The following is a 22,974-nucleotide window of genomic DNA, read 5'->3' on the forward strand; positions in this document are numbered from 1 at the left end:
AAGGCCGTAGCAAGGCCGCTGTCTTAATCCCTTTATAGTTAGGACGTTTGCTCTGGTGCTAACGGAGAATTAAAGCACAGGAGCAAGAAACCGCGTGCGCCTCGTAGCGAACCGCGTTCAGGATTTCCACCTTCGCATCGTGAACGGTGACGCGTCCTGTGTCAAGGAGCGGCCAGCCCAGGGCGGCGGCTGCGGTCGCGACTGTCGCGAGGCGTCGGGCCTCGGCGGCGCTGGTGGTTGAGAGCGGAGCTTGGATCGCCTTCCCGCAATAGACGCGCCGCCAAGCGTAAAAGTCGCCGCGACGGATGACATAGTTGGCGATAGCCATGACGGCCCCCAAATCAGGGGCGTGCGTGAGATCAACAAATGGGCATGAGGTCCATATGCCGCCAAATCGCCGCTAAGATTTTGATTTACAAGGATTTGGCTCCGGCGGTAGGGATCGAACCTACGACCAATTGATTAACAGTCAACTGCTCTACCGCTGAGCTACGCCGGAACACGGGGCGGTGTATAGCTTTGGGTTTGGGGGGCGGCAAGGGGGTATGCGAAGATTTTTTGACGTTTTTTGCAATGCGTTGAAAATATTTATCAAGAGATCGAGAACTGGTCGTTTGGTCCGCCCTCGGGGGCGGTTACGGCGCCGAGTTCTTGCAGGGCGATCAGGTGGGCGAAGGTGTTGCGGGTGGCGGCGGGCAGCAGGGCGGGGGGCACGTCATAGATTCGGGTGGCCAGTTCGGCTGCGGTGCCGGGGGCCTGGCGCAGGGCAGTCAGGATTTGAGCGCTGCGGGTGCGGCGATGGGCGGCAAGCTCGGCCAGCCGGGGCAGGGGGGCCTCGATCGCGTCGCCATGTGCGGGGATCAGCCGGGCGGGGCGCAGCGCGTTCAGGCGGTCGAGGCTGCGGAAATAATCTGCCAGATCGCCGTCTGGCGGGGAGATCAGCGTGCTGGACCAGCCCATGACCAGATCGCCGCAAAACACCTGATCTTCCATGCGAAAAGCCAGATGGTTGCCCATATGGCCGGGGGTGTGGATGGCCTCGATCGTCCAGTCGGGGGTCTCGATGGCCTCATTGTCACGCAGGCGGATGTCGGGCGTAAAGCCCGCGTCCAGCCCTTCACCGCCCCCCGAAAGCCCGGCTGCGGCCAGCGCGGTCATGCGGGGCGAGCGGCCCTCGGTGGCGTGCCCAAAGGCGATGATCGGGGCACCGGTTGCCTTGGCCAGCGCCTTTGCGCCTTCGGAATGGTCCAGATGGGCGTGGGTTACGAAAATATGGCTGATCCGGCCCGGTGTGGCGGCCAGAATCGCGGCGCGATGGGTGGGCAGATCGGGGCCAGGGTCGATCACGGCCACATGGCGCTGGCCGATCAGGAAGGTATTTGTCCCTGGCCCGGTCAGGGGGGACGGGTTGGGGGCCAGCACGCGAATCGCCATCGGGGTTTCCCTTTGCTGAAAATCGGGCCAAGCTGCGGCCCGGTAACGGAGGCTGACATGAATCTGGCTTGGGCAAAAGATCTGATGCCGCGCGGGATTTACGGGCGGGCGGCGCTGATCCTGTTCATGCCGGTGATTACGGTGACGCTGGTGGTGACGGTGCTGTTTCTGCAACGGCATTTCGAATCCGTCACCCGGCAGATGACCGTCAGCATGGCGCAAGAGGTCGGCTTTGTCGCCGCCCGGATCGAGGCAGCCCCGGATCTGGCGGCGGCGCAGGCCGTGGGGCAGCAGATCGCGGCACCGCTGGGGCTGGAGCTGACCCTGCCCGCACCGATCGCTGATACCGACCTGCGCAGTTGGGATGACCTGTCAGGGCGGATCGTGACCGAAGTGCTGCATCAGGTGGGGCCGCGCGTCCGGGCGGTGGATCTGTCACAGAACCGGCTGGTGCAACTGTCGCTGGATGGCCGCTGGGGGGCGTATCGGCTGGATTTCTCGCGCAGCCGGGTCAGCGCCCGCAACCCGCATCAATTGCTGGTGCTGATGATCGGCACTTCGGCTTTGATGAGCGGCATTGCCACGATCTTTCTGCGCAATCAGATGCGCCCGATCCGGCGGCTGGCGCGGGCGGCGGATGCTTATGGCCGGGGGCAGGTGTTGCCCTATAAGCCCTCGGGTGCGACCGAAGTGCGCAGCGCCGGGACGGCGTTTCTGAACATGCGCAACCGGATCGAGCGGCTGAACGAACAGCGGCGGCTGATGTTGTCGGGGGTCAGCCATGACCTGCGCACGCCCCTGACCCGGCTGCGCCTGGGGCTGTCGATGCTGTCCACCGACCTGCCGCCGGAGCGGGATGAGATCACCGCGATGGAGCGGGATGTGGCGCAGATGGGGCAGATGGTTGATGCCTTTCTGGATATGGTGCGCACGGATGTGCAGGACAGCCCGCCCGAGCCGGTAGCGGCGCTGGATTTCATCCGGCAGGTAGTGAGCGATGCACAGCGCGGCGGGCAGAATGTGACGTTGGATGTGTCGGCGGGTGATCCGGTGGGGATTGCGACCTTTCGCCCGGCTGCGGTGCGTCGCGTGGTCGAAAACCTGATCGGCAATGCGACCCGCTATGGCACCCGTGCCAGCGTTGGGGTGGCGCTGTCGGACCGCAGCCTGAAGGTCTCGGTCGAGGATGACGGCCCCGGTATCCCCGAGGATCGCCGCGACGAGGCCCTTCGCCCCTTCACCCGGCTGGACCCGGCCCGCAATCAGGACCGGGGGCAGGGGGTCGGGCTTGGCCTTGCGATTGCTGCCGATATGGCGCGCAGCCATGGTGGCAGCCTGCGGCTGATGGATGGCGAGCGGCTTGGGGGTTTGCGGGTCGAACTGGTGATCCCGCGTTAGGCTAAGGCGCATTGCAAAACCGGATGGCTTGCGGCAAGGCTTGCGCATCAAATGTCAACAGGAGATTGCGCGATGCGTGGTGTCGACAGGTTGTCTGGTCCTCTGACCCTTGCGCTTGGCTGCGCGTTCTTTACCTCGGCTGCTCCGGTGGCGGCGCAAACCGATGTTGCGCTGCTTTGCGGCGATTATGCTGCGCGGTCCTGGGTCAATGGCACGGCTGAGGAGTCGGATGTTTCGACGGCCGCCGATCCACTACGCCTGAGCCTGTCGCTGGGCACCGGGGCCACCACCGTAACCGCCTTTCGTGTCAGCGCCGAGGCCGAGGAAACCCTGCGGATCGAGGCCGCACCGACCGGCCCGCGTGGTGACGGTGATCCGAAGGTTCGCTTGCTGGACAGCGAGGGCAATATCTTTGGCGAGAATGATGACGCCGGTGAAGGCACGCTGAACGCACGGGTCGAAACGCCGCTGGAGCCGGGGGATTACTGCGTGATCGTCGATGCGGTCGGTGAATATGGCATGGCCATGGGCGAGCTTCAGATCGCCCGTGCCAGTCAGCCCGCATTGTTCGACCTGCCCGATCCGGCGACGCTGGGCGCGGAAGACGGCGGCGGCAACAGCAACATTCCCGCCTGCACCGCGGACACGCAGGCCGGTTTGCTGATCGAGGGCGATCTGAACATGGCGTTGGACAATGCCGGGCGGGCAGGCACCCCGGTTCAGCAACAGGTCAACCTGACCGGCACAGAAGCTTATCTGCGCTTTACGCTGGATGCTCCGGCGGCGCTGACCCTGCGGGCGCAAAACACCGCCCTGGACCCGGTGATGGCGCTGTTTGATGCGGAAGGTCGGCAGTTGGGCTATAATGATGATGACCGCGACAGCCTGAATGCGCGGCTGGACATGATGGAGCCGCTGCCTGCTGGGGAATATTGCATCGGGGTTCGTTCTATTGGGCACGAGCCGGGCGCTGTCACGGTCTCGGTGGACGCCTTTGACGAGGTCGCGATGCTGCGCGAAGCCTATGACCGGGCAGAGATGGCCCCGCCCATGGATGGTTCGGTGGCGATTCAGGCGGTCGAGGCGGATACAAGGGCCGAAACCACCATACTGGTCGGCAAATCTGCCCGCTGGTTCAGCTTTGACGTAGAGCGCCGCGCGGCCTATGCGATCAACGCTATTGGTGGGGGCGTGTCCGATCCGCGCTTGCGCCTGTTCAATGCGCAGGGTGTAGCCGTGGGGGATGTAGATGACAGCAACGACAGTCTGGATGCGGAAATGGTCGTGGTGCTGGCGCCGGGCAAATATCGGCTGGCGGTGATGAACAGCAGCTCGGACGGGGCCTTTGCCGCCCGCCCGGTGCAGTTGAGTTTCGAGCGTTTCCTGCCGGTTGAATAAACCTGTGACACCAGCTTTCAGAGGCGGCGGGGTGATCCTGCCGCCTCATGTCATTGTAACAATTTGATTAACCCTGAACGGAAATAGAACGGCCCGGCATATTGAACCGGAACCGGGGCGAACCTAAATTGACCCGCAGGCAGAGACCGTCTGCTGCCGCCAAGGGGCTGCGGTCTCGGGCATGAAAGGACCGATAATGAGTGATACTTCCCAAACGACCTATCCGGTGCTGCCGCTGCGCGACATCGTGGTCTTTCCGCATATGATCGTGCCGCTGTTCGTCGGCCGCGATCGGTCCGTGCGCGCATTGGAAGCGGTGATGGAGGCGGACCGCCCGATCCTGCTGGCTGCGCAAAAGGATGCGTCGATTGATGAGCCGGACGCGGCGGGCATCTATACCACTGGTGTTCTGGCCAATGTGCTGCAACTGCTGAAACTGCCCGACGGCACCGTGAAAGTGCTGGTCGAGGGGCGTGAGCGGGTGCAGATCACCGGCTTTGTCGATAACCCCGATTATTTCGAGGCCGAGGCGGTTGCGCTGGACGAACAGCCCGGCGACGCGGCGACGGCTGCTGCGCTGGTGCGCACCGTCGCGGATGAGTTCGAGCGTTACACCAAAGTGCGCAAGAACATTCCCGAAGAAGTCCTGACCACGGTTTCTGAAACCCGCGACCCCGCCCGTCTGGCCGATCTGGTCAGCGGCCATTTGGGGATCGACGTGGCCGAGAAACAGGCTCTGCTGGAGGAGCTGGACGTGGCCGCGCGTCTGGAAAAGCTCTATGGCCAGATGCAGGGCGAGCTGTCTGTCTTGCAGGTCGAGAAAAAGATCAAATCGCGCGTCAAATCCCAGATGGAAAAGACCCAGCGCGAATATTACCTGAATGAGCAGATGAAGGCCATTCAGAAGGAACTCGGCGATCAGGACGAGGGCGGCGAACTGGCCGAGCTTGAGGAGAAAATCGCCTCGACCAAGTTCAGCAAAGAGGCCCGCGACAAGGCCGAGGCCGAGCTGAAAAAGCTGAAATCCATGTCGCCCATGTCGGCGGAGGCGACCGTCAGCCGCAACTATCTGGACTGGCTGCTGTCCTTGCCTTGGGGGACGAAATCGCGTACCCGCAAGGATATTGGCAAGGCCGAGGAAATCCTGAATGCGGATCACTACGGGCTGGAAAAGGTCAAGGAGCGTATCCTTGAATATCTGGCCGTGCAGACCCGCAGCCAAAAGCTGAAAGGCCCGATCCTGTGCCTCGTCGGCCCGCCGGGCGTCGGGAAAACCTCGCTTGGCCGCTCGGTTGCCAAGGCGACGGGGCGCGAGTTCATCCGCATCAGCCTTGGCGGCGTGCGCGATGAATCTGAAATCCGTGGCCATCGGCGCACCTATATCGGGTCCATGCCCGGCAAGATCATTCAGGCGCTGAAAAAGGCGAAAACCACCAACCCGCTGATCCTGTTGGATGAAATCGACAAGATGGGGCAGGATTTCAGGGGCGACCCGGCGTCTGCCATGCTGGAGGTGCTGGACCCGGAACAGAACGCGAGCTTCGTGGACCACTATCTTGAGGTGGAATACGACCTGTCCAACGTCATGTTCCTGACCACGGCCAACAGCTATAACATGCCCGGCCCGCTGCTGGACCGGATGGAGATTATTTCTCTGGCCGGCTACACCGAGGATGAAAAGCGTGAAATCGCGCGTCAGCACCTGTTGCCGAAACAGGTTGCGGCAAACGGTCTGCGCAAGGGTGAGTTCAGCGTTTCGGATGAGGCTCTGACTCATGTGATCCGCTATTACACCCGCGAAGCCGGGGTGCGGAATCTGGAACGCGAAATCGCCAAGCTGGCCCGCAAGGCGGTGACTGAAATCCTGCGCGGCAAGGTCAAATCCGTGGATGTGACGCCCGAAAAGGCCGAGGAATACCTTGGCGTGCGGCGCCATCGCTATGGTCTGGCCGAGGCCGAGGATCAGGTTGGCGTCGTCACCGGGCTGGCCTGGACCAGCGTTGGCGGCGATCTGTTGCAGATCGAGGCGCTGAAACTGCCGGGCAAGGGCCGGATGAAAACCACCGGGAAACTGGGCGAGGTGATGAAGGAATCCATCGACGCCGCGTCCAGCTTTGTCCGCTCGGTCGCGCCGGAACTGGGGATTCGTCCGCCCGAGTTTGAAAAGCGGGACATCCACGTTCACGTTCCCGAAGGGGCAACCCCCAAGGATGGGCCGTCCGCTGGTCTGGCGATGGTGACGTCGGTGGTGTCGGTGATGACCGGCATCCCGGTGCGCAAGGATGTGGCGATGACCGGCGAAGTGACCCTGCGCGGCAATGCGCTGGCCATCGGCGGGCTGAAGGAAAAGCTGCTGGCGGCGCTGCGCGGCGGTATCAAAACCGTGCTGATCCCCAAGGACAACGAAAAGGACCTGACCGAGATCCCGGCCAATGTCAAAGAAGGGCTGCGCATTATCCCGGTGGAAAACGTCCGTGAGGTGCTGAAACATGCGCTGGTGCGGATGCCGGAATCGCTGGACTGGGACGAGGCCGCCGAGGAGGCTGCCGCGGCCGAGGCCGCCCGTCTGGCTGCGCAGCGGCCGGCGGCGGATGCGATAACGCATTAACCTTCTAGAAATATTGACCAAATGGCGGCGCAACCGAAAGGCTGCGCCGCTTGCTTTTGGAATGGCAGGCGGTTGCGGGTTGCTTTTGTCTCAAAACCCCGTTAACTGGCGTTTCTTTTAATTGACGCGACACATTGCTTGGCGCATCAGGCACTTGTCTGCTTTTGCTGTTCAGAATCCTCTGACGGGAAAGCGCCTGAACTCAGCCACTATCAGCCCCGAGGTAAACGTGAACACGAAAGCCACCGCGAAAACCGCCCCGAAAAACGCCGCCAAAGCGGTCGCGCCGAAAGCTGCAAAGGCGGCTCCCCGCGCCCGCAAGGCTAAGCCCGAAGTGTCCGATCCGATCCCGGCGAAAATTGTGCAGAAGCGCGAGTTTCTGGACCGTGTGGTTGCCGCCTCGGGGGCGAAAAAGAACGATGCCCGCGTGATCGTCGAAGCCACCTTGGCCGAGCTTGGTAAAGCCTTCGCTGCTGGTGAAAGCCTTGCGGTTCAGCCTTTTGGCAAGGCGCGCGTGAACCGCCAGAAAGATGTCGGCGGCGGTGAAGTCCTGATCCTGCGCCTGCGCCGCAAGGCCGACAGCGCGGATGCCTGACCTGCAACGGGCGATTTTGTCGATTTTCCGTCAGATCGCCCTTGCAATACCTGTCGCGCAGGGATAAATCGCGCGAACCGGGTGATTAGCTCAGTGGTAGAGCGCTTCGTTCACATCGAAGATGTCAGGAGTTCAAATCTCTTATCACCCACCATTCTTCCAACGGGCGCGGCGCAGGCTGCGCCCGTTTGCATGTCAGGCCCGATGATACATCCGTTCCCGCTCTATCTGCTGCGCCACGGCGAAACCGAATGGAACCGGCAGGGGCGGTTGCAGGGGCGGCTCGATTCCCCCCTGACCGTGCAGGGACGGAAACAGGCGGAACAGCAGGCGGCAACCTTGGCCGGGATCACGGCACCGGGCTATGCCAGCCCGCAGGGCCGGGCGCAGGACACCGCGCGGATCATTTTGGGCCCAGACTTCATCACCGATCCCCGGCTGGTGGAAATCGACGTGGGCGATTTTACCGGCGCTCGTCTGGATGATTTACACCGCGACCATCCGGGCCTCTTTCACGATTGGTTAGGCTGGTATGACCAGACCCCGAATGGCGAGCATTTCGCCGCGCTGGCGGTGCGTTGCCGGGCGTTTCTGGATGATCTGACCGGCCCGGCGGTGGTGGTCACGCATGGGGTGACGCTGCGGATGCTGCGGGTGCTGGCATTGGGGCAGGGTGTGGCAAAACTTGGCGACCTGCCCTTGCGGCAAGGGCAGGTTTACCATGTCGAAGGCGGACAGCACCGCGCGCTTTAGATCAGGGTCAGGCGGACCGGCTCCAGCCCCTCGATCCGGCCTTCGATCACATCGCCAGCGACGACCGGGCCGACCCCGGCGGGGGTGCCTGTCAGGATCACATCGCCGGGGGCAAGGTGATAAAAGCGTGACAAATCCGCGATCAGTTCCAAGGCGTTAAAGATCATATCCGACAGGTGGCCTTGCTGGCGCGGCTGGCCGTTGACCGTCAGGCTGATGGTCTGGTCGCCGGGCTGGAAATCCGCCGCGCGGGTCAGCGTGCCGATGATGGCCGATGCCTCGACATCCTTGGCCAGCGACCAGGGCCGCGCCTTGTCCTTGGCCGCAAGCTGCAAATCGCGCCGTGTCATGTCCAGCGCGGTGCCATAGCCGTAAACCGCCGCCAAGGCTTGCGTGGGCGTGACCTGAAAGGCGGGGGTGCCGATGGCTACCGCCAGTTCGACCTCGTGGTGATAGTCGCTGGTGCCGGGCGGATAGGGCTGGCGACTGCCCGAAGGCGCAAAGGCCAGCGCCGATTTGGTAAAATAGAACGGCGTTTCGCGGTCGGCCTCGTCACCCATTTCGGCGGCATGGGCGGCATAGTTGCGCCCGACGCAGAAAATACGATGAACGGGATAGGTGCCGTCGAGACCAAGCACCGGCAGCGCGGGCCATGCGGGCGAAGGGAAAAGGCTGTGCATCATGTCCTCCTTATCCCAACGACTTTGCCCGGCGCGGGGGGCGGGCGCAAGTCAGGGTTGATGCGCGGCAATCATGGCGCGGGCATCATTCAGCATCGCCATGCCATCATCGCCCGCCGCATCCCGTGCCGCCACCCAAGCGTCGATGACCGGCTGTGCGGCGGCACGCCAGGGGGCCTGATCCTCGGTCGCGATCACGGTGATTTCCGCACCATGATCCAGCGCCTGCTGACGAATATCCGCCTCGATCCCGTCATAGACCGCGCTGGCCTGCGCCGCCAGTGCCGCCCCGGCATTGCGGTCGATGATCTCGCGTAGGTCGGGCGGCAGATTGTCATATTTCGCCCGGTTCATCACCAGCGCGAAAACCGAGGTGTAAAGCCCGTTTTCGCCGTCAAACTCGGTGTGGTATTTCGTGATCTCGGTCAGCTTCAGGTCGCGCGTGACCTCCCACGGGACCAGCGCACCGTCGATCACGCCGGTGGTCAGCGCCAGCGGCAGCTCCGGCACCGGCATCCCGACGGCGACCGCCTCCATGGCGTTCAGGGCATCCGTCATGGCGCGGGACGGGCCGCGCAGCTTCAGGCCGCGCAGATCGTCAAGGCTGGCGACCGGGCCGCGCTTGAAGTGAAACTTGCCCGGCGCGCCGACATGCAGCAACAGCGGGTGAACCTCGGCCAGCTCATCGGTCAGATATTTTGCCTGATAATCCTGCAAAGCTGCATTTGTTGCCGCCGCAGTCGAGGCGATAAAGGGCAGTTCGAACACCTCGGCCCGAGGGAAACGGCCGGGTGTATAACCCAAAAGCGTCCATGAAATATCCACCACCCCATCGCGGGCCTGATCGAAAAGCTGTGGCGGCTTGCCGCCAAGCTGCATCGCCGGGTAAATCTGCACCTCGATCCGACCGCCGGACTGTTCCTCGACCGCGCGCGCCCAAGGCTCGATCAACTCGACCTGAACCGTCGTGGTGGGCGGCAGGAAATGGTGAACCTTCAGCGTGATCTCTGCCGCGGTGGCGGGGGCGGTCAGCAGCAGGAAAGCGGCAATCAGGTGGCGCATCTGGACCTCATGGGTGGGGGCCCGCGATATAGCGCGGCGCGGCCAGCATTGCCACCGCCCGGCCCGCGCGGTAATCGGAATGTGACGCAAAGGAGGCCCCATATGCCCGACGATCTTCCCAACAGCTTTCGCAACGGTCCCGATGATTCAGGGCGTTTTGGCATTTTCGGTGGGCGTTTCGTCAGCGAGACCCTGATGCCGCTGATTCTGGCATTGGAGGCCGAATACAAGCAGGCCAAAACCGACCCGGCCTTTATCGCGGAAATGGCCGATCTGTGGACGCATTATGTCGGGCGGCCCTCGCCCCTGTATTATGCGCCACGTCTGACCGAGCATCTTGGCGGGGCGAAAATCTATCTGAAACGCGAGGAGCTGAACCACACCGGCAGCCACAAGATCAACAACGTGCTGGGGCAGATCCTGTTGGCGCGGCGGATGGGCAAGACCCGGATCATCGCAGAGACCGGCGCGGGTCAGCATGGGGTGGCAACGGCGACGGTTTGCGCGCGCTTCGGGCTGAAATGCGTGGTTTATATGGGGGCGCATGATGTGGAACGCCAGCAGCCCAACGTGTTCCGTATGCGCCTTTTGGGGGCCGAGGTGGTGGCGGTGAAATCCGGGCGTGGCACGCTGAAAGATGCGATGAATGACGCGCTGCGCGATTGGGTCACGAATGTGCATGACACGTTCTATTGCATCGGCACGGTTGCCGGGCCGCATCCTTACCCGGCGATGGTGCGCGATTTTCAGGCGGTGATTGGGCGCGAGACCCGCGATCAGATCATGGCCGCCGAGGGTCGCCTGCCTGATTCGGTGGTTGCCTGTATCGGCGGCGGCAGCAATGCGATGGGGCTGTTTCACCCGTTCCTCGATGAACCTTCGGTGCGGATTATCGGGGTCGAGGCCGGGGGTCATGGCGTTGATGAGCGGATGGAGCATTGCGCCAGCCTGACCGGCGGCCGCCCCGGTGTGCTGCATGGCAACCGCACCTATCTGTTGCAGGATGAGGACGGCCAGATCCTTGAGGGCCATTCCATCAGCGCTGGTCTGGATTACCCCGGCATTGGGCCAGAACATGCCTGGCTGCATGACATGGGGCGTGCCGAATATGTGAATGTTACCGACGCCGAGGCTTTGGAGGCGTTCCAATTGCTTTGCCGGACCGAAGGCATCATTCCCGCGCTGGAACCCAGCCATGCGATTGCCCATGCCGCCAAAATTGCGCCGGGGCTGCCGCGTGATCACCTGATGGTGGTGAACCTGTCGGGGCGTGGCGATAAGGACATCTTTACGGTCGCCCGCCATTTGGGCGTGCAGATCGACGGCTGAACCGGGAGCGCCCATAGGGGTGATCCTGAGCAGCGGTTTGCTGACGATCAGATGAGAAGGGCCGCCCGTCGGGGGCGGCCCTTCTGCGTCAGACGACCTCAATCCGGGCGGGGCCTTCGGTCACGTCACCGATGCGGGTCGCCAGCGGATAGCCCGCAGCGCGGATCTGCGCGACCAGCGCATCGGCCTGATCGGCGGCGCAGGACACCAGCAGCCCGCCCGATGTTTGCGGATCGGTCAGCAACCCGCGCTGCCAGTCGGGACAGCCTTTGGGCAGCGTGACGTGATCCTGCACCGCAGTCCAGTTGCGCCCCGAAGCGCCGGTGATGCAGCCCGCCTGCGCCAGTTCCGTCGCGCGGGTCAGCAGCGGCAGGGCATCCGCCTGAATCCGCAGCCCCACGCCCGCGCCACGCGCCAGTTCCCAGCCGTGACCCAGCACCGAAAACCCGGTCACATCCGTAATCGCATGAACCGCCGGGTTATCGGCCAGCTCGACCCCGATCTTGTTCAGCAGCGTGGCCGAGGCGATCATTTCATCAATACCGGCCTGATCCAGAAACCCTTTCTTGATGGCCGAGGAATAAACCCCCACGCCAAGCCCTTTGGTCAGGATCAGCGCGTCGCCCGCCTGCGCACTGCTGTTGCGGCGGATCTTGTCGGGGTGGGCCAGCCCGATCACGGCGAGGCCATAAATCGGTTCCGGCGCATCAATCGAATGACCGCCCGCGACCGGAATCCCGGCCTGCGCGCAAATATCGGCGCCGCCCTGCAAAATCTCGCGGATGGTGGCTGCGGGCAGCTTGTCGATGGGCATACCCAGCACCGCCAGCGCGAAAATCGGCCGCCCGCCCATAGCATAAATGTCAGAAATCGCATTGGCCGCCGCGATCCGCCCGAACTGGAACGGGTCATCCACCATCGGCATGAAGAAATCGGTTGTCGCAATGATGGCGGTGTTGTCGTCCACCTGCCAGACGGCGGCATCGTCAGAGGTGTCATTGCCGACCAGCAGTTGCGGGAAGGCTTGCGCCAGCGGCTGTTCTGCCAGCAATTCCGCCAGCACCGCAGGCCCGATCTTGCAGCCGCAGCCGCCGCCATGTGCCAGAGAGGTCAGCTTTGGGTGGTCAGTCATAATCTTATGCCCTTTCCTGTTCGTTCCCCTTCCTGCGTCAGCCTTGCGCGGGTTGCAACGGCTTTCGCCTTACCACAGGATGCGTTAAAAAATCGCAAACAGCGGCGGGAAAAAGATGCGCACCATCGTCACCACCATGCGCGATGAGGCGCCCTTTGTCCTTGAATGGCTGGCCTATCATCAGGAGATTGGCTTTACCGACTTTCTGATCTTCTCGAATGATTGCAGCGACGGCACCGATCTGATGCTGGACCGTCTGGCGGCCATGGGCGTGGTGCGGCATCTACCCAATGCCCGGCGCGGCGTTAAAACCGTGCAATGGCAGGCGCTGACCCGTGCCATGAACCAGCGCGAGGTCAAGCGGGCGGATTGGGTGATGGTCTCGGATGTGGACGAATTCCTTTGCATCCATGCGGGCGCGGGGCGGCTGGATGATCTGTTCGCAGTTGCGCCTGATGCGCAGGCGTTTTCGGTGTCCTGGCGGATGTTCGGCAATGCCGGGGTGGCGCGGCTCTCGGACGCCCCGGTGTTGCGCCAGTTCACCCGCTGCGCCCCCGAAAGGATGTTATGGCCGTGGCGGGCGGTGCAGTATAAGACCTTGTTTCGTATGACTGAAAATGTTGCGCGTCTTGGGGTCCATCGCCCGCGTTGGGCCGCGCCGCTGGCAGAGGACACTTGGCTGGACGGCTCGGGGCGGGTGGTGCGGGCGCATGGCGGCACGGTGATTTTGCATGATGCGCCGCGCTATGATCTGGCCCAGCTTAACCACTATGCGCTTGGCTCGGTCGAGGATTTCGTGCTGAAAACCCTGCGCGGCAAGCCCAATCACAGCCATGATCCGATTGACCTGTCCTATTGGCTGGACCGCAATTTCAATATGGCAGAGGACCGCCGGATTATGCGCCTGATGGATGCGGTCGAGGCCCGGATGCAGGTCTTTTTGCATGACCCCGAGCTGGCAATGCTGCACCGGCGCGCACTGGATTGGCGGCGGGCGCGGATTGCCGAGTTGCTGACCCAATCCGAGCCATTCTATCTGTTCGCCCGCGCGATGCAGGCGGGCAGTACGCAGGTTTTGCCGCTGGATCAGCAAATGATGCTGACTCACGGCCTGATGCGGATGCGGGCCGCCGAGGCCAAACGCAATGCCGAGGCTGCTCAGCCCGCCAAACCGGACAAAGGAACCACCGATGTATAACCCCAAGCATTTCCACGAAACCGACCCGGTTCAGGTTGCTGCGCTGATGGCGGATCATCCGCTGGCCGTCGTGGTGGCGCAGGGGGATCAGGGCTTTCAGGCCAATCACCTGCCTCTGTTCGCTGCGCCTGATGGAGCACTGATCGGTCATGTCGCCATTGGCAACGGCTTGCATGAACTGCCGGACGGCAGACCGGTTCTGGCGATTTTTCAGGGGGTTCAGGGTTATATCTCGCCCAACAGCTACCCCAGCAAGGCTAAGCATCACCGCGCGGTGCCGACCTGGAATTATCAGGTGGTGCATGTGCATGGCCAGATCAGCTTTCAGCATGACATGCAGGCCAAACGGGCGGCGGTGGCGCTGCTGACCCGCCTGTATGAACGGCGGGTGAATGGTGATGCGGCATGGCGCATGGCGGATGCGCCTGCGGATTTTCTGGATCAGATGCTGGCGGGGATCGTGGCGTTCCGTATCACCCCGGAGCGGGTCGAGGCCAAATCCAAACTCAGCCAGAATCGCGACGACCGCGACCTTACGGGCGCGGTCGGTGATCTGTTCGCGCGGGGCGAGGACGCGCTGGCCGAAGCCATGCGCCGCCGGCGTTAGGCCCGTAATCAGGCCCCGTAATAATCCCGATACCAGTCCACATAGGCCGCCATACCGTCGCGCACATTGGTCTGCGGGGCGTAACCCGTCAGCCGGCGCAGCAGCGTGGTGTCGGCCCATGTCGCAGGCACATCGCCGGGCTGGATCGGCAGCATGTTCTTGACCGCTTCACGCCCCGAGGCGGCCTCGATTGCGGCGATAAAGTCCAGCAATTGCACGGAATCGCCATTGCCGATATTGACCACCCGCCAGGGCGCGACCGGGGACAGGCTGTCTCCCGTCTCGACCTGACCATCGGCTGGGCGCACCGGCACCGCATCCATCAGCAGGCGGATACCGCGCACCAGATCCGTCACATAGGTAAAGTCGCGCTTCATGTCGCCGTGGTTGAACACCTTGATCGGGCGGCCGTCGAAAATCGCGCTGGTGAACAGATAGGGCGCCATATCCGGGCGACCCCAAGGCCCGTAAACGGTGAAAAAGCGGAACATGGTGATCGGCAGGCCGAACAGATGCGCATAGCTGTGCGCCATCGCCTCATTCGCCTTTTTGGTCGCCGCGTAATAGGACATCTGTGTGTCCACCTTGTCGGTTTCCCGATAGGGCATTTCGGTATTGGCGCCATAGACCGAACTGGTCGAAGCCATCAGCAGATGCGCGGGCGGATGGGCGCGGGCGGCCTCCAGCAGCTCGAACGTGCCGAGCAGGTTGGCCTGAGTATAGGCGCGGGGGTTTTCGATGGAATAGCGCACACCGGCTTGCGCGGCCAGATGCACCACCGCATCGGGCTTATGCGTGGCGAACATATCCATCAGCAGGCCCGGCTCCTCGACGCTGCCGCGAATGGCGGTAAAGCCGTCGCGGGCGGTCAGCCGTTCTTCGCGCGCGGCTTTCAGGGCCGGGTCGTAATAATCATTGTGATTGTCGATGCCGACAACTGCAAAGCCCTGATCCAGCAGCAGGTTGGACAGGTGATAGCCGATAAATCCGGCGCTTCCGGTGACAAGAACAGTTTTCATCAGTCCACTCCGAACAGGTCGCGGGTATAGACCTTGGCCGCGACATCGCGCAGGTCATCGGTCAGGCGGTTGGCAAGGATCAGGTCGGATTCGGCCTTGAAAGCGTCCAGATCACGCACCACGCGGCTGCGGAAGAAATGGTCCTCTTTCAGCACGGGTTCATAAACGATGACCTCAATCCCCTTGGCCTTGATCCGCTTCATAATGCCCTGAATAGAGCTGTCGCGGAAATTGTCGGACCCGGCCTTCATCACCAGCCGGTGAACGCCGACGACCTTGGGCTGCTTCGCCACGATCTGATCGCTGATGAAATCCTTGCGGGTGCGGTTGGATTCAACGATGGCTCCGATCAGGTTTTGCGGCACGTCTTCGTAATTGGCCAGCAATTGCTTGGTGTCTTTGGGCAGGCAATAGCCGCCATAGCCGAAGGACGGGTTATTGTAATGCGCGCCGATGCGCGGGTCGAGGCTGACGCCCTCGATAATTTCGCGTGTGTTCAGCCCATGTTTCAGCGCATAGCTGTCGAGTTCGTTGAAATAGGCCACGCGCAAGGCCAGATAAGTGTTGGAAAACAGCTTGATCGCCTCGGCCTCGACCGGGCCGGTAAAGCGCACGGGCATATCCTTGCGGATTGCACCTTCGACCAGAAGTTCCGCGAAACGATGTGCCGCCGGGCCGTGATCGCCGACCACGATCCGCGACGGATACAGGTTGTCGTAAAGCGCCTTGCCCTCGCGCAGAAACTCGGGCGAGAAGATGATGCCCTGATAGCCCGCCTCGACCCGCATCCGGCTGACGAAACCCACGGGAATGGTGGATTTGATGATGATGGTGGCGCGTGAGGTGATCTGGCGTGCATTGGTGATGACCGTTTCCACCGTCGAGGTGTCAAAGCGGTTGGTGCGGTCGTCGTAATTCGTGGGCGTGGCAATGATGATGAAATCCGCCCCCGACAGCGCCGCCACCGCATCGGTGGTTGCGGTCAGGTTCAGCGGTTTTTCCGCCAGATATTGCGCGATCTCGGCATCTTCGATCGGGCTTTGACGGTCATTGACCATGCGCACCCGGTTTTCGTCCACATCCAGCGCCCAAACCTCATGGTGCTGCGCCAGAAGGACCGCGTTTGACAGGCCGACATAGCCCAAGCCTGCAACTGCAATCTTCATCTGCATTTGTCCTGTGTTATGGCCGGATTGTGGCCCATCATTTTTGTGCAGCCTGTCATGTGCAGGCAGTTTTGCACATCTTGCGGTGACAAATAGATATTTTTTGACGTTTTCGCAATCCCTGATGGGCGGAAAGGGCGATGGCAGGCCCTTGGCAGGGGGGCGCAGATCGGCTATCAGGGCAATATGTCGATGCGCTTCATCCTTCGCTGCTGCATTACCGGCTGAGTTTTCAGGCGGGGCAGGCGCGTATCAGACCGGCAGCCCCGCGAAAGGGGCAATATGGTTCAGATCCGACTGACGAACAGCAAGACCCGGACAAAACAGGATTTTCACCCGCGCGATGCAGCGCGGATCGGGGTCTATTGCTGCGGTCCGACCGTTTATGACCGGGCGCATCTTGGCAATGCGCGGCCTGCGGTGGTGTTCGATGTGCTGGTGCGGCTGCTGCGCCATGTCTATGGCGCGGAAGCGGTGACTTATGTGCGCAACCTGACCGACGTGGACGACAAGATCAACGCGCGGGCGATGATGACCGGCCGTCCGATTCGGGATGTGACCGAGGAAACCGTGGGGTGGTATCACGACGATATGGGCGCGCTTGGTGTAGCCCTGCCGGATGTGGAACCCCGCGCAACCGAGCATATCCCCGGTATGGTGGCGATGATCGCGGATCTGATCGCGCGTGGACACGCCTATGAGGCCGAGGGCCATGTGCTGTTCGATGTGCGCAGTTTTGCCGGTTATGGCCAGCTGTCGGGACGTTCGGTCGATGATATGATCGCCGGCGCACGGGTCGAGGTTGCGCCGTTCAAGCGTGATCCGATGGATTTCGTGCTGTGGAAGCCCTCGGATGCGGAAACTCCGGGCTGGGACAGCCCGTGGGGGCGGGGGCGTCCGGGCTGGCATATCGAATGTTCGGCCATGTCCCAGCAATATCTTGGCCCGGATTTTGACATCCATGCGGGCGGGATCGACCTGCTGTTCCCGCACCATGAAAACGAGGTCGCGCAAAGCTGCTGCGCCAATCCCGGCCATGATTTTGCCCGTTATTGGCTGCATAATGAGATGTTGCAGGTCGAGGGCAAGAAAATGTCTAAAAGTTTAGGCAATTTCTTTACGGTCCGCGACCTCTTGGATCAGGGCGTGCAGCCTGAGGTGATCCGTATGGTGCTGCTGATGACCCATTACCGTCGCCCGATGGACTGGACCGCCGAAAAGGTGGCCGAGGCCGAAGGCACCTTGCGCCGCTGGCGTGGGCTGACCGATGGCGTGGCGGCGGGGCAGGTGGCGGCACCTGTGCTGGCGGCTTTGGCCGATGATCTGAACACGGCGGGCGCGCTGGCCGCGCTGCATGATCTGGCGCGCGACGGCGATGCGCCTGCGCTGAAGGCTTCGGCGGGGCTTTTGGGTCTGCTGACCGATGACATGGGTGGCTGGACGCAAGCGGGTGATGAGGCCGAGGCCCTGATCGCGGCGCTGCTGGCGGCGCGGGCTGAGGCGCGGGCAGCGCGGGACTTTGCCCGATCTGACGCAATCCGTGACGGGTTCGCGGCGGCGGGCGTTTCGGTCAAGGATACGCCCGCCGGTGTGGAATGGTCGCTGGAGCCGGGTTTCGATCCGGCCCGGCTGAAGGCGTTACTGTAATGGCAGGACCGGGGGGCTGTCTGCCCCCCGGACCCCCCGAGGATATTTCTGGACAAAAGATGAGCCAAGAACGTCTTTATATCTATGACACCACTTTGCGCGACGGGCAGCAGACACAGGGCGTGCAGTTTTCGACCGCTGAAAAGGCCGAAATTGCGCGGATGCTGGATGAGTTGGGGGTGGATTACATCGAAGGCGGCTGGCCCGGCGCGAATCCAACAGACAGCGAGTTTTTCGCTGCCGTGCCGAAGACGCAGGCGGTGATGACGGCCTTTGGTATGACCCGGCGCACGGGGCGGTCTGCCAGCAATGATGAGGTTCTGGCCGGGGTTCTCAATGCCGGAACCCCTGCCGTTTGTCTGGTCGGTAAGACCCATGATCTGCATGTGCGTGAGGCTTTGGGCATTGCTCAGGAGGATAACCTCGCCGCGATCCGCGACAGCATTGCGCATGTGTTGGCGCAGGGGCGTGAGGTGTTGTTCGACGCCGAGCATTTCTTTGACGGCTATGCCGATGATCCTGATTTTGCGCTGGCCTGTCTGCGGGCGGCCCATGAGGCTGGGGCGCGCTGGATCGTGCTGTGTGATACCAATGGCGGGACGCTGCCTGACCGGGTGGCGCAAGTGGTCCGAGAGGTCATTGCCGCCGGGATTCCGGGAGGGCGGCTGGGTATTCACTGCCATGACGACACCGGCAATGCAGTGGCCTGTTCGCTGGCTGCCGTGCAGGCCGGGGTGCGGCAAGTGCAAGGCACGCTGAATGGTTTGGGCGAGCGTTGCGGCAATGCCAGCCTGACCACTCTGATCCCGGTTCTGGCGCTGAAATCGCCCTTTGCCGAGGCGTTCCAGATCGGGGTTACGGATCAGGCGCTGGCCCGGCTGACGGCGATTTCGCGGCGTCTGGACGAGATCCTGAACCGGATTCCTGATCGTGCCGCGCCTTTTGTCGGGGGCCGGGCCTTTGTGCATAAGGCCGGGCTGCACGCCAGCGCGATCCTGAAAAATCCCTCGACTTATGAGCATATTGACCCGGCGCGGGTGGGCAATGCGCGGCTGATTCCGATGTCCAATCAGGCCGGGCAGTCGAACCTGCGGGCGCGGCTGGCTGAGGCCGGGATTGCGGTTGCTACGGGCGATCCGGCGCTGGCGCGGATTCTGGATATGGTGAAGGCCCGTGAGGATCAGGGCTATGCCTATGATTCCGCACAGGCCAGTTTCGAGCTGCTGGCGCGGGCCGAGCTTGGCGCCTTGCCGCGGTTTTTCGAGGTCGAACGCTATCGCGTCACGGTCGAGCGGCGTATGAACGCTTTGGGTCGCCGGATCTCGGTTTCCGAAGCGGTGGTGGTTGTGAATTGTGCGGGGCAGCGGGTGATCTCGGCCTCGGAATCGGCAGATGAGCAGGGGGCGGATGCCGGACCTGTCAATGCGCTGTGGCGGGCTTTGGCCAAGGATTTAGGGCCGTATCAGGCCGCCATCGACGATATGCGCCTGACCGATTTCCGGGTGCGGATCACCGGTGCAGGCACCGATGCCGTCACGCGCGTGACCATCGACAGCGCCGACGGGCGCGGCACAAATTGGTCCACCGTTGGGGTCAGCGCCAATATCGTGGACGCCAGTTTCGAGGCGCTGGTCGAGGCGATCCAGTGGAAGCTGATCCACGACCGCGTGGCCCCGGCATGAGCGCCCTTGCCCGTCTGGCAAACTGGTTGCGGCAGGCCGATCCCGACCGTTTTGGTGCCTCGCTGACCGCGCCGCAGGCGTTGCGGCCAAAGCTGTGGGCGCTCTATGCGTTGAACCTTGAGGCTGCGCGCGCCCCTTTCGCAGCGCGTGAACCGATGCTGGCGGAAATGCGCCTGCAATATTGGCTGAATCAATTGGCAGCCTTGGGTGAGGGGCGGCCGGCGGATCGCCATGACATGCTGGACGTGCTGCGCGATCATTGGGGTCGGGATGCGGTGGCTCTGGCCGGTCTGGTGTCTGCGCGAGAGTGGGACTGCTGGCCGCAACCCTTTGATGGTGCAGATGAATTGCTGGCCTATATTGACGCAACGGCAGGTGGGGTGATGCGCCATGCCGCTGGTGTTTTGGGCGCGCGGGGGGATGAGGGCGTAATTGCCGATCAGGCGCGGGGCGTTGGGCTGGCGAACTGGTTGCTGGCGCAGCCGGTTTTGCAGGGGCAGGGCCGGGGCTTGCGCGATGCGGGGCCTCAGGCGCGGGCCGATCTGGCACGGCGCGGGCTGGCGGCGCTGGACCGGGCTACAAATGCCCGGCGCGAGGTGCCGCGCAAGGCGGCTCCGGCACTTTATGGCGGGGTGGCGCGTCGGGTTCTTGAGGCCATTTTCCGTGATCCCGAAGCGGCGAAACTGCCCTCGGATGCGGGCAGAAAGTTAAAATTAGCACTATTTTCCGTGACCGGACGCTGGTGAAAACTGTCGCCTGTTAACGGGATATTCAGGAATTGCTGCGATAAAAGCTCTGTTTTCAGGGATTATACAGGGTCGCATTTCCGTGTCACCGACCAGACAGACATATATTTTTCGCCTTTTGCTGATGCGGGGCTGCCTATGAACCAGATCAATGTTCTTGTGGTGGATGATTCGCCCACCATGCGGCGGTTGCTGCGGCTTGCATTGCAAAAAGAGCCTCGGCTTGTCGTTGTGGGAGAGGCTGGCAATGCGGATGAGGCGCGCCGCCAGATTGCGGTTCTGCGCCCGGATGTGCTGACGCTGGATGTCGAAATGCCCGGTGAAAGCGGGCTGGATTTTCTGCGTTGGCTGATGGCTGAACGGCCGATGCCGGTGGTTATGTGTTCCACTGAAACCCAGCGTGGCAGCAGCGCCGCGGTCGAGGCGCTGTCACTGGGGGCGGTGGATTGCATCGGCAAGCCGGTCAACCCGGCGGCGACCGATGCGTTTGACCGGCTGCCTGCGGTGCTGATGGCTGCCGCCGCCGTGCGGTTTCCGGCGCGGCGTTCGCTGTCGGCCCCGCCGGTTCAGCGTTCTTCGGCGGGGTTCAACTGGAACCGTAAAGTGGTGCTGATCGGATCATCGACCGGCGGGGTCGAGGCGCTGGAACGGGTGTTGCAGGTCTTTCCCGAAAATGGTCCGCCGGTGCTGATTACCCAGCATATGCCGGAAAGTTTTCTGGCCAGCTTTGCGCAGCGTCTGAACACACGGATTGCACCGAACGTGGCGTTGGCCCGTGATGGGGCGCGACTGGAGCAGGGCCGGATTCTGCTGGCCCCCGGCGGTGCTTCCCATCTGACATTGGATGGCGGGTTGCGCCCTGTCTGCCGTCTGATCGAGGGGCCAAAGCGGAACTCGCATCGGCCTTCGGTGGATGAGCTGTTCGATTCAGCGGTGTTTCTTGGCAAGGGAGCGGTGGCGGTCATGCTGACCGGCATGGGCCGCGATGGGGCTGAGGGGATGCTGGCGCTGCGCCGGGCGGGGGCGCGGTGCATTGCGCAGGATCAGGACAGCTCGGTTGTGTGGGGGATGCCGCGTGTGGCCCATGAGATGGGCGCGGTCGAGGAGCTGCTGCCGTTGGGTGAGATCGGGACGCGGATTCTGGAACTGACCTCGCGGCCAGCGGCGCGGGTGGGATTTGCCAGAGGGGCCTAAGCAGGCCGCAGCGGTTTTCGCTGCGGCCCTGATCAGTTTTTGGCGCTTAGCGCAGGATGCTGCGGCCCGCGTAATAGGCGGTTTCACCCAGCATTTCCTCAATACGGATCAACTGGTTGTATTTCGCCAGCCGGTCCGAACGTGCAAGGCTGCCGGTTTTGATCTGGCCGCAATTGGTGGCAACTGCCAGATCGGCAATGGTGGCGTCCTCGGTCTCGCCCGAGCGGTGCGACATCACGCTGGTATAGCCCGCGCGGTCGGCCATACGCACGGCGTCCAGCGTCTCGGACAGGGTGCCGATCTGGTTGACTTTGACCAGAAGGCTGTTGGCGCAGCCCTTCTCGATCCCTTCGGCCAGACGCGAGGGGTTGGTGACGAACAGATCGTCGCCCACCAATTGCACCGAAGCCCCAAGCCGTTCGGTCAGCAGGCGCCAGCCTTCCCAGTCGTCCTCGGCGCAGCCATCCTCGATCGACAGGATCGGGTAATCGGCACAAAGCGCGGCCAGATAATCGACGTTTTCGGCCGAAGTCAGGATCTTGCCCTCGCCTTTCATGTTATATTTCCCGTCACGGAAATATTCGGTCGAGGCGCAGTCCAGCGCCAGCATGATGTCCTCGCCCGGCTTATAGCCCGCCTTGTCCACCGCCTTCAGGATGAAATCCAGTGCGTCGCGGGTGCTGGACAGGTTCGGCGCAAAGCCCCCCTCATCGCCCACGCCGGTGGCCAGACCTGCCGCCGACAGCTCTTTTTTCAGCGTGTGGAAGACTTCGGACCCCATGCGCACGGCGTCGCGGATTGTGCCGGCCGACACCGGCATAATCATGAACTCCTGAATGTCGATCGGGTTATCGGCATGTTCGCCGCCGTTGATAATGTTCATCATCGGCACCGGCAGAACATGCGCAGCGGTGCCACCGACATAGCGATACAGCGGTTGCCCAGTCGCTTCGGCGGCGGCTTTGGCGACGGCGAGCGACACGCCAAGAATGGCATTGGCCCCCAGACGCCCTTTGTTTTCGGTCCCGTCCAGCTCGCACATCATGCGGTCGATGGCCAGTTGTTCGGTCGAATCTTCACCGATCAGCGCCTCGGCCAGCTCGCCATTGACGGCGGCGACAGCCTCCAGCACGCCCTTGCCCTGATAGCGCGCCTTGTCGCCGTCGCGCTTTTCAACGGCCTCATGCGCGCCGGTCGAGGCCCCCGACGGCACCGCGGCGCGGCCCATGGTGCCATCTTCCAGCATCACATCGACCTCGACGGTCGGATTGCCGCGGCTGTCCAGAATTTCTCGTGCGAAAATGTCGATAATGGTGGTCATGGAAG

The 22,974-nt window shown here is 62.7% G+C and carries 20 protein-coding genes and 2 tRNA genes; 13 read left to right on the forward strand and 9 right to left on the reverse strand.

Annotated features, from left to right (window positions below; all coding sequences use genetic code 11):
• Positions 1–58: 58 nt before the first annotated feature.
• The 3 genes from Q4G24_RS14040 to Q4G24_RS14050 all read right to left on the reverse strand — a co-directional run bounded on the left by Q4G24_RS14040 (position 59) and on the right by Q4G24_RS14050 (position 1,434).
• Complete coding sequence (locus Q4G24_RS14040) at positions 59–328, reverse strand: hypothetical protein (protein ID WP_303367167.1); 270 nt, start codon at positions 326–328, stop codon at positions 59–61.
• 96 nt (positions 329–424) lie between these two features.
• Positions 425–499: transfer RNA gene (locus Q4G24_RS14045), tRNA-Asn, on the reverse strand.
• Between the two features lie 92 nt (positions 500–591).
• Entirely contained in the window at positions 592–1,434 is an 843-nt protein-coding gene (locus Q4G24_RS14050; protein ID WP_303367168.1) for an MBL fold metallo-hydrolase, read from the reverse strand.
• Between the two features lie 57 nt (positions 1,435–1,491).
• On the opposite strand from Q4G24_RS14050, the gene Q4G24_RS14055 reads away from it, so the two are divergent.
• The 6 genes from Q4G24_RS14055 to Q4G24_RS14080 all read left to right on the forward strand — a co-directional run bounded on the left by Q4G24_RS14055 (position 1,492) and on the right by Q4G24_RS14080 (position 8,186).
• Entirely contained in the window at positions 1,492–2,832 is a 1,341-nt protein-coding gene (locus Q4G24_RS14055; protein WP_303367169.1) for an ATP-binding protein, read from the forward strand.
• A gap of 72 nt (positions 2,833–2,904) precedes the next feature.
• Positions 2,905–4,230, forward strand: a complete 1,326-nt coding sequence (locus Q4G24_RS14060; RefSeq protein WP_303367170.1) for a hypothetical protein — start codon at positions 2,905–2,907, stop codon at positions 4,228–4,230.
• Positions 4,231–4,426: 196 nt separating this feature from the next.
• On the forward strand, positions 4,427–6,838 hold the full coding sequence (gene lon / locus Q4G24_RS14065; RefSeq protein WP_303367171.1) for an endopeptidase La: 2,412 nt from the start codon (positions 4,427–4,429) through the stop codon (positions 6,836–6,838).
• 229 nt (positions 6,839–7,067) lie between these two features.
• A complete protein-coding gene (locus Q4G24_RS14070) occupies positions 7,068–7,433 on the forward strand; it encodes an HU family DNA-binding protein (protein ID WP_303367172.1) in 366 nt (121 codons plus the stop codon).
• A gap of 79 nt (positions 7,434–7,512) precedes the next feature.
• A tRNA-Val gene (locus Q4G24_RS14075) sits at positions 7,513–7,587 on the forward strand.
• A 50-nt stretch (positions 7,588–7,637) separates the two neighbouring features.
• A complete protein-coding gene (locus Q4G24_RS14080) occupies positions 7,638–8,186 on the forward strand; it encodes a histidine phosphatase family protein (protein ID WP_303367173.1) in 549 nt (182 codons plus the stop codon).
• Here the strand turns inward: Q4G24_RS14080 and Q4G24_RS14085 are convergent.
• Positions 8,183–8,869: a fumarylacetoacetate hydrolase family protein gene (locus Q4G24_RS14085; RefSeq protein WP_303367174.1), complete on the reverse strand. Its 687-nt coding sequence runs from the start codon at positions 8,867–8,869 to the stop codon at positions 8,183–8,185. The two genes, Q4G24_RS14080 and Q4G24_RS14085, sit on opposite strands and share 4 nt — an antisense overlap.
• Before the next feature lie 48 nt (positions 8,870–8,917).
• A complete protein-coding gene (locus Q4G24_RS14090) occupies positions 8,918–9,928 on the reverse strand; it encodes a TRAP transporter substrate-binding protein (RefSeq protein ID WP_303367175.1) in 1,011 nt (336 codons plus the stop codon).
• Between the two features lie 102 nt (positions 9,929–10,030).
• Here Q4G24_RS14090 and trpB point away from each other — a divergent pair, with 102 nt between their 5' ends.
• Positions 10,031–11,257 carry a tryptophan synthase subunit beta gene (trpB, locus tag Q4G24_RS14095; RefSeq protein WP_303367176.1) on the forward strand — a complete coding sequence of 409 codons (1,227 nt, stop codon included), beginning with the start codon at positions 10,031–10,033 and terminating at the stop codon, positions 11,255–11,257.
• 88 nt (positions 11,258–11,345) lie between these two features.
• On the opposite strand, the gene selD is transcribed toward trpB, so the two are convergent.
• On the reverse strand, positions 11,346–12,389 hold the full coding sequence (gene selD / locus Q4G24_RS14100) for a selenide, water dikinase SelD (RefSeq protein WP_303367177.1): 1,044 nt from the start codon (positions 12,387–12,389) through the stop codon (positions 11,346–11,348).
• A gap of 115 nt (positions 12,390–12,504) precedes the next feature.
• On the opposite strand from selD, the gene Q4G24_RS14105 reads away from it, so the two are divergent.
• Together Q4G24_RS14105 and Q4G24_RS14110 are read left to right on the forward strand one after the other, a co-directional pair.
• A complete protein-coding gene (locus Q4G24_RS14105; RefSeq protein ID WP_303367178.1) occupies positions 12,505–13,587 on the forward strand; it encodes a glycosyltransferase family 2 protein in 1,083 nt (360 codons plus the stop codon).
• The gene (locus Q4G24_RS14110) at positions 13,580–14,194 is read left to right on the forward strand and encodes an FMN-binding negative transcriptional regulator (RefSeq protein ID WP_303367179.1); all 615 of its coding nucleotides are present in this window, start codon (positions 13,580–13,582) and stop codon (positions 14,192–14,194) included. Before Q4G24_RS14105 ends, Q4G24_RS14110 begins: the two co-directional genes overlap by 8 nt.
• An 8-nt stretch (positions 14,195–14,202) precedes the next feature.
• On the opposite strand, the gene Q4G24_RS14115 is transcribed toward Q4G24_RS14110, so the two are convergent.
• Both Q4G24_RS14115 and Q4G24_RS14120 read right to left on the reverse strand, forming a co-directional pair.
• Complete coding sequence (locus Q4G24_RS14115) at positions 14,203–15,213, reverse strand: GDP-mannose 4,6-dehydratase (RefSeq protein ID WP_303367180.1); 1,011 nt, start codon at positions 15,211–15,213, stop codon at positions 14,203–14,205.
• Complete coding sequence (locus tag Q4G24_RS14120; RefSeq protein WP_303367181.1) at positions 15,213–16,379, reverse strand: nucleotide sugar dehydrogenase; 1,167 nt, start codon at positions 16,377–16,379, stop codon at positions 15,213–15,215. The genes Q4G24_RS14115 and Q4G24_RS14120 overlap by 1 nt, the downstream gene beginning before the upstream one ends.
• 282 nt (positions 16,380–16,661) lie before the next feature.
• Here Q4G24_RS14120 and cysS point away from each other — a divergent pair, with 282 nt between their 5' ends.
• From cysS to Q4G24_RS14140, 4 genes are all read left to right on the forward strand, one after another.
• Positions 16,662–18,026, forward strand: coding sequence for a cysteine--tRNA ligase (gene cysS / locus Q4G24_RS14125; protein ID WP_303367182.1), 1,365 nt, complete (start codon positions 16,662–16,664; stop codon positions 18,024–18,026).
• A gap of 59 nt (positions 18,027–18,085) precedes the next feature.
• Positions 18,086–19,708 (forward strand): citramalate synthase, encoded by a 1,623-nt coding sequence (gene cimA / locus Q4G24_RS14130; RefSeq protein ID WP_303367183.1) that lies wholly within the window; start codon positions 18,086–18,088, stop codon positions 19,706–19,708.
• Positions 19,705–20,454 carry a squalene/phytoene synthase family protein gene (locus Q4G24_RS14135; protein WP_303367184.1) on the forward strand — a complete coding sequence of 250 codons (750 nt, stop codon included), beginning with the start codon at positions 19,705–19,707 and terminating at the stop codon, positions 20,452–20,454. The genes cimA and Q4G24_RS14135 overlap by 4 nt, the downstream gene beginning before the upstream one ends.
• A 138-nt stretch (positions 20,455–20,592) precedes the next feature.
• The gene (locus Q4G24_RS14140; RefSeq protein ID WP_303367185.1) at positions 20,593–21,648 is read left to right on the forward strand and encodes a chemotaxis response regulator protein-glutamate methylesterase; all 1,056 of its coding nucleotides are present in this window, start codon (positions 20,593–20,595) and stop codon (positions 21,646–21,648) included.
• 46 nt (positions 21,649–21,694) lie between these two features.
• Here Q4G24_RS14140 and eno read toward each other — a convergent pair whose 3' ends face one another.
• On the reverse strand, positions 21,695–22,969 hold the full coding sequence (gene eno, locus Q4G24_RS14145) for a phosphopyruvate hydratase (protein WP_303367186.1): 1,275 nt from the start codon (positions 22,967–22,969) through the stop codon (positions 21,695–21,697).
• Positions 22,970–22,974: the final 5 nt, after the last annotated feature.

The sequence above is a fragment of the Paracoccus sp. (in: a-proteobacteria) genome (assembly GCF_030538695.1).
Lineage (GTDB): Bacteria > Pseudomonadota > Alphaproteobacteria > Rhodobacterales > Rhodobacteraceae > Paracoccus.

Bases quoted from the DNA above. Each gene is read 5' to 3' on its own strand.
- Q4G24_RS14050 (WP_303367168.1), bottom strand. From the start codon at position 1,434: ATGGCGATTCGCGTGCTGGCCCCCAACCCGTCCCCCCTGACCGGGCCA.
- Q4G24_RS14135 (WP_303367184.1), top strand. From the start codon at position 19,705: ATGAGCGCCCTTGCCCGTCTGGCAAACTGGTTGCGGCAGGCCGATCCC.
- eno (WP_303367186.1), bottom strand. From the start codon at position 22,969: ATGACCACCATTATCGACATTTTCGCACGAGAAATTCTGGACAGCCGC.
- trpB (WP_303367176.1), top strand. From the start codon at position 10,031: ATGCCCGACGATCTTCCCAACAGCTTTCGCAACGGTCCCGATGATTCA.
- Q4G24_RS14060 (WP_303367170.1), top strand. From the start codon at position 2,905: ATGCGTGGTGTCGACAGGTTGTCTGGTCCTCTGACCCTTGCGCTTGGC.
- Q4G24_RS14055 (WP_303367169.1), top strand. From the start codon at position 1,492: ATGAATCTGGCTTGGGCAAAAGATCTGATGCCGCGCGGGATTTACGGG.
- selD (WP_303367177.1), bottom strand. From the start codon at position 12,389: ATGACTGACCACCCAAAGCTGACCTCTCTGGCACATGGCGGCGGCTGC.
- Q4G24_RS14040 (WP_303367167.1), bottom strand. From the start codon at position 328: ATGGCTATCGCCAACTATGTCATCCGTCGCGGCGACTTTTACGCTTGG.
- Q4G24_RS14090 (WP_303367175.1), bottom strand. From the start codon at position 9,928: ATGCGCCACCTGATTGCCGCTTTCCTGCTGCTGACCGCCCCCGCCACC.
- Q4G24_RS14080 (WP_303367173.1), top strand. From the start codon at position 7,638: ATGATACATCCGTTCCCGCTCTATCTGCTGCGCCACGGCGAAACCGAA.
- Q4G24_RS14110 (WP_303367179.1), top strand. From the start codon at position 13,580: ATGTATAACCCCAAGCATTTCCACGAAACCGACCCGGTTCAGGTTGCT.
- cimA (WP_303367183.1), top strand. From the start codon at position 18,086: ATGAGCCAAGAACGTCTTTATATCTATGACACCACTTTGCGCGACGGG.
- Q4G24_RS14140 (WP_303367185.1), top strand. From the start codon at position 20,593: ATGAACCAGATCAATGTTCTTGTGGTGGATGATTCGCCCACCATGCGG.
- Q4G24_RS14115 (WP_303367180.1), bottom strand. From the start codon at position 15,213: ATGAAAACTGTTCTTGTCACCGGAAGCGCCGGATTTATCGGCTATCAC.
- Q4G24_RS14085 (WP_303367174.1), bottom strand. From the start codon at position 8,869: ATGATGCACAGCCTTTTCCCTTCGCCCGCATGGCCCGCGCTGCCGGTG.
- lon (WP_303367171.1), top strand. From the start codon at position 4,427: ATGAGTGATACTTCCCAAACGACCTATCCGGTGCTGCCGCTGCGCGAC.
- Q4G24_RS14120 (WP_303367181.1), bottom strand. From the start codon at position 16,379: ATGAAGATTGCAGTTGCAGGCTTGGGCTATGTCGGCCTGTCAAACGCG.
- cysS (WP_303367182.1), top strand. From the start codon at position 16,662: ATGGTTCAGATCCGACTGACGAACAGCAAGACCCGGACAAAACAGGAT.
- Q4G24_RS14105 (WP_303367178.1), top strand. From the start codon at position 12,505: ATGCGCACCATCGTCACCACCATGCGCGATGAGGCGCCCTTTGTCCTT.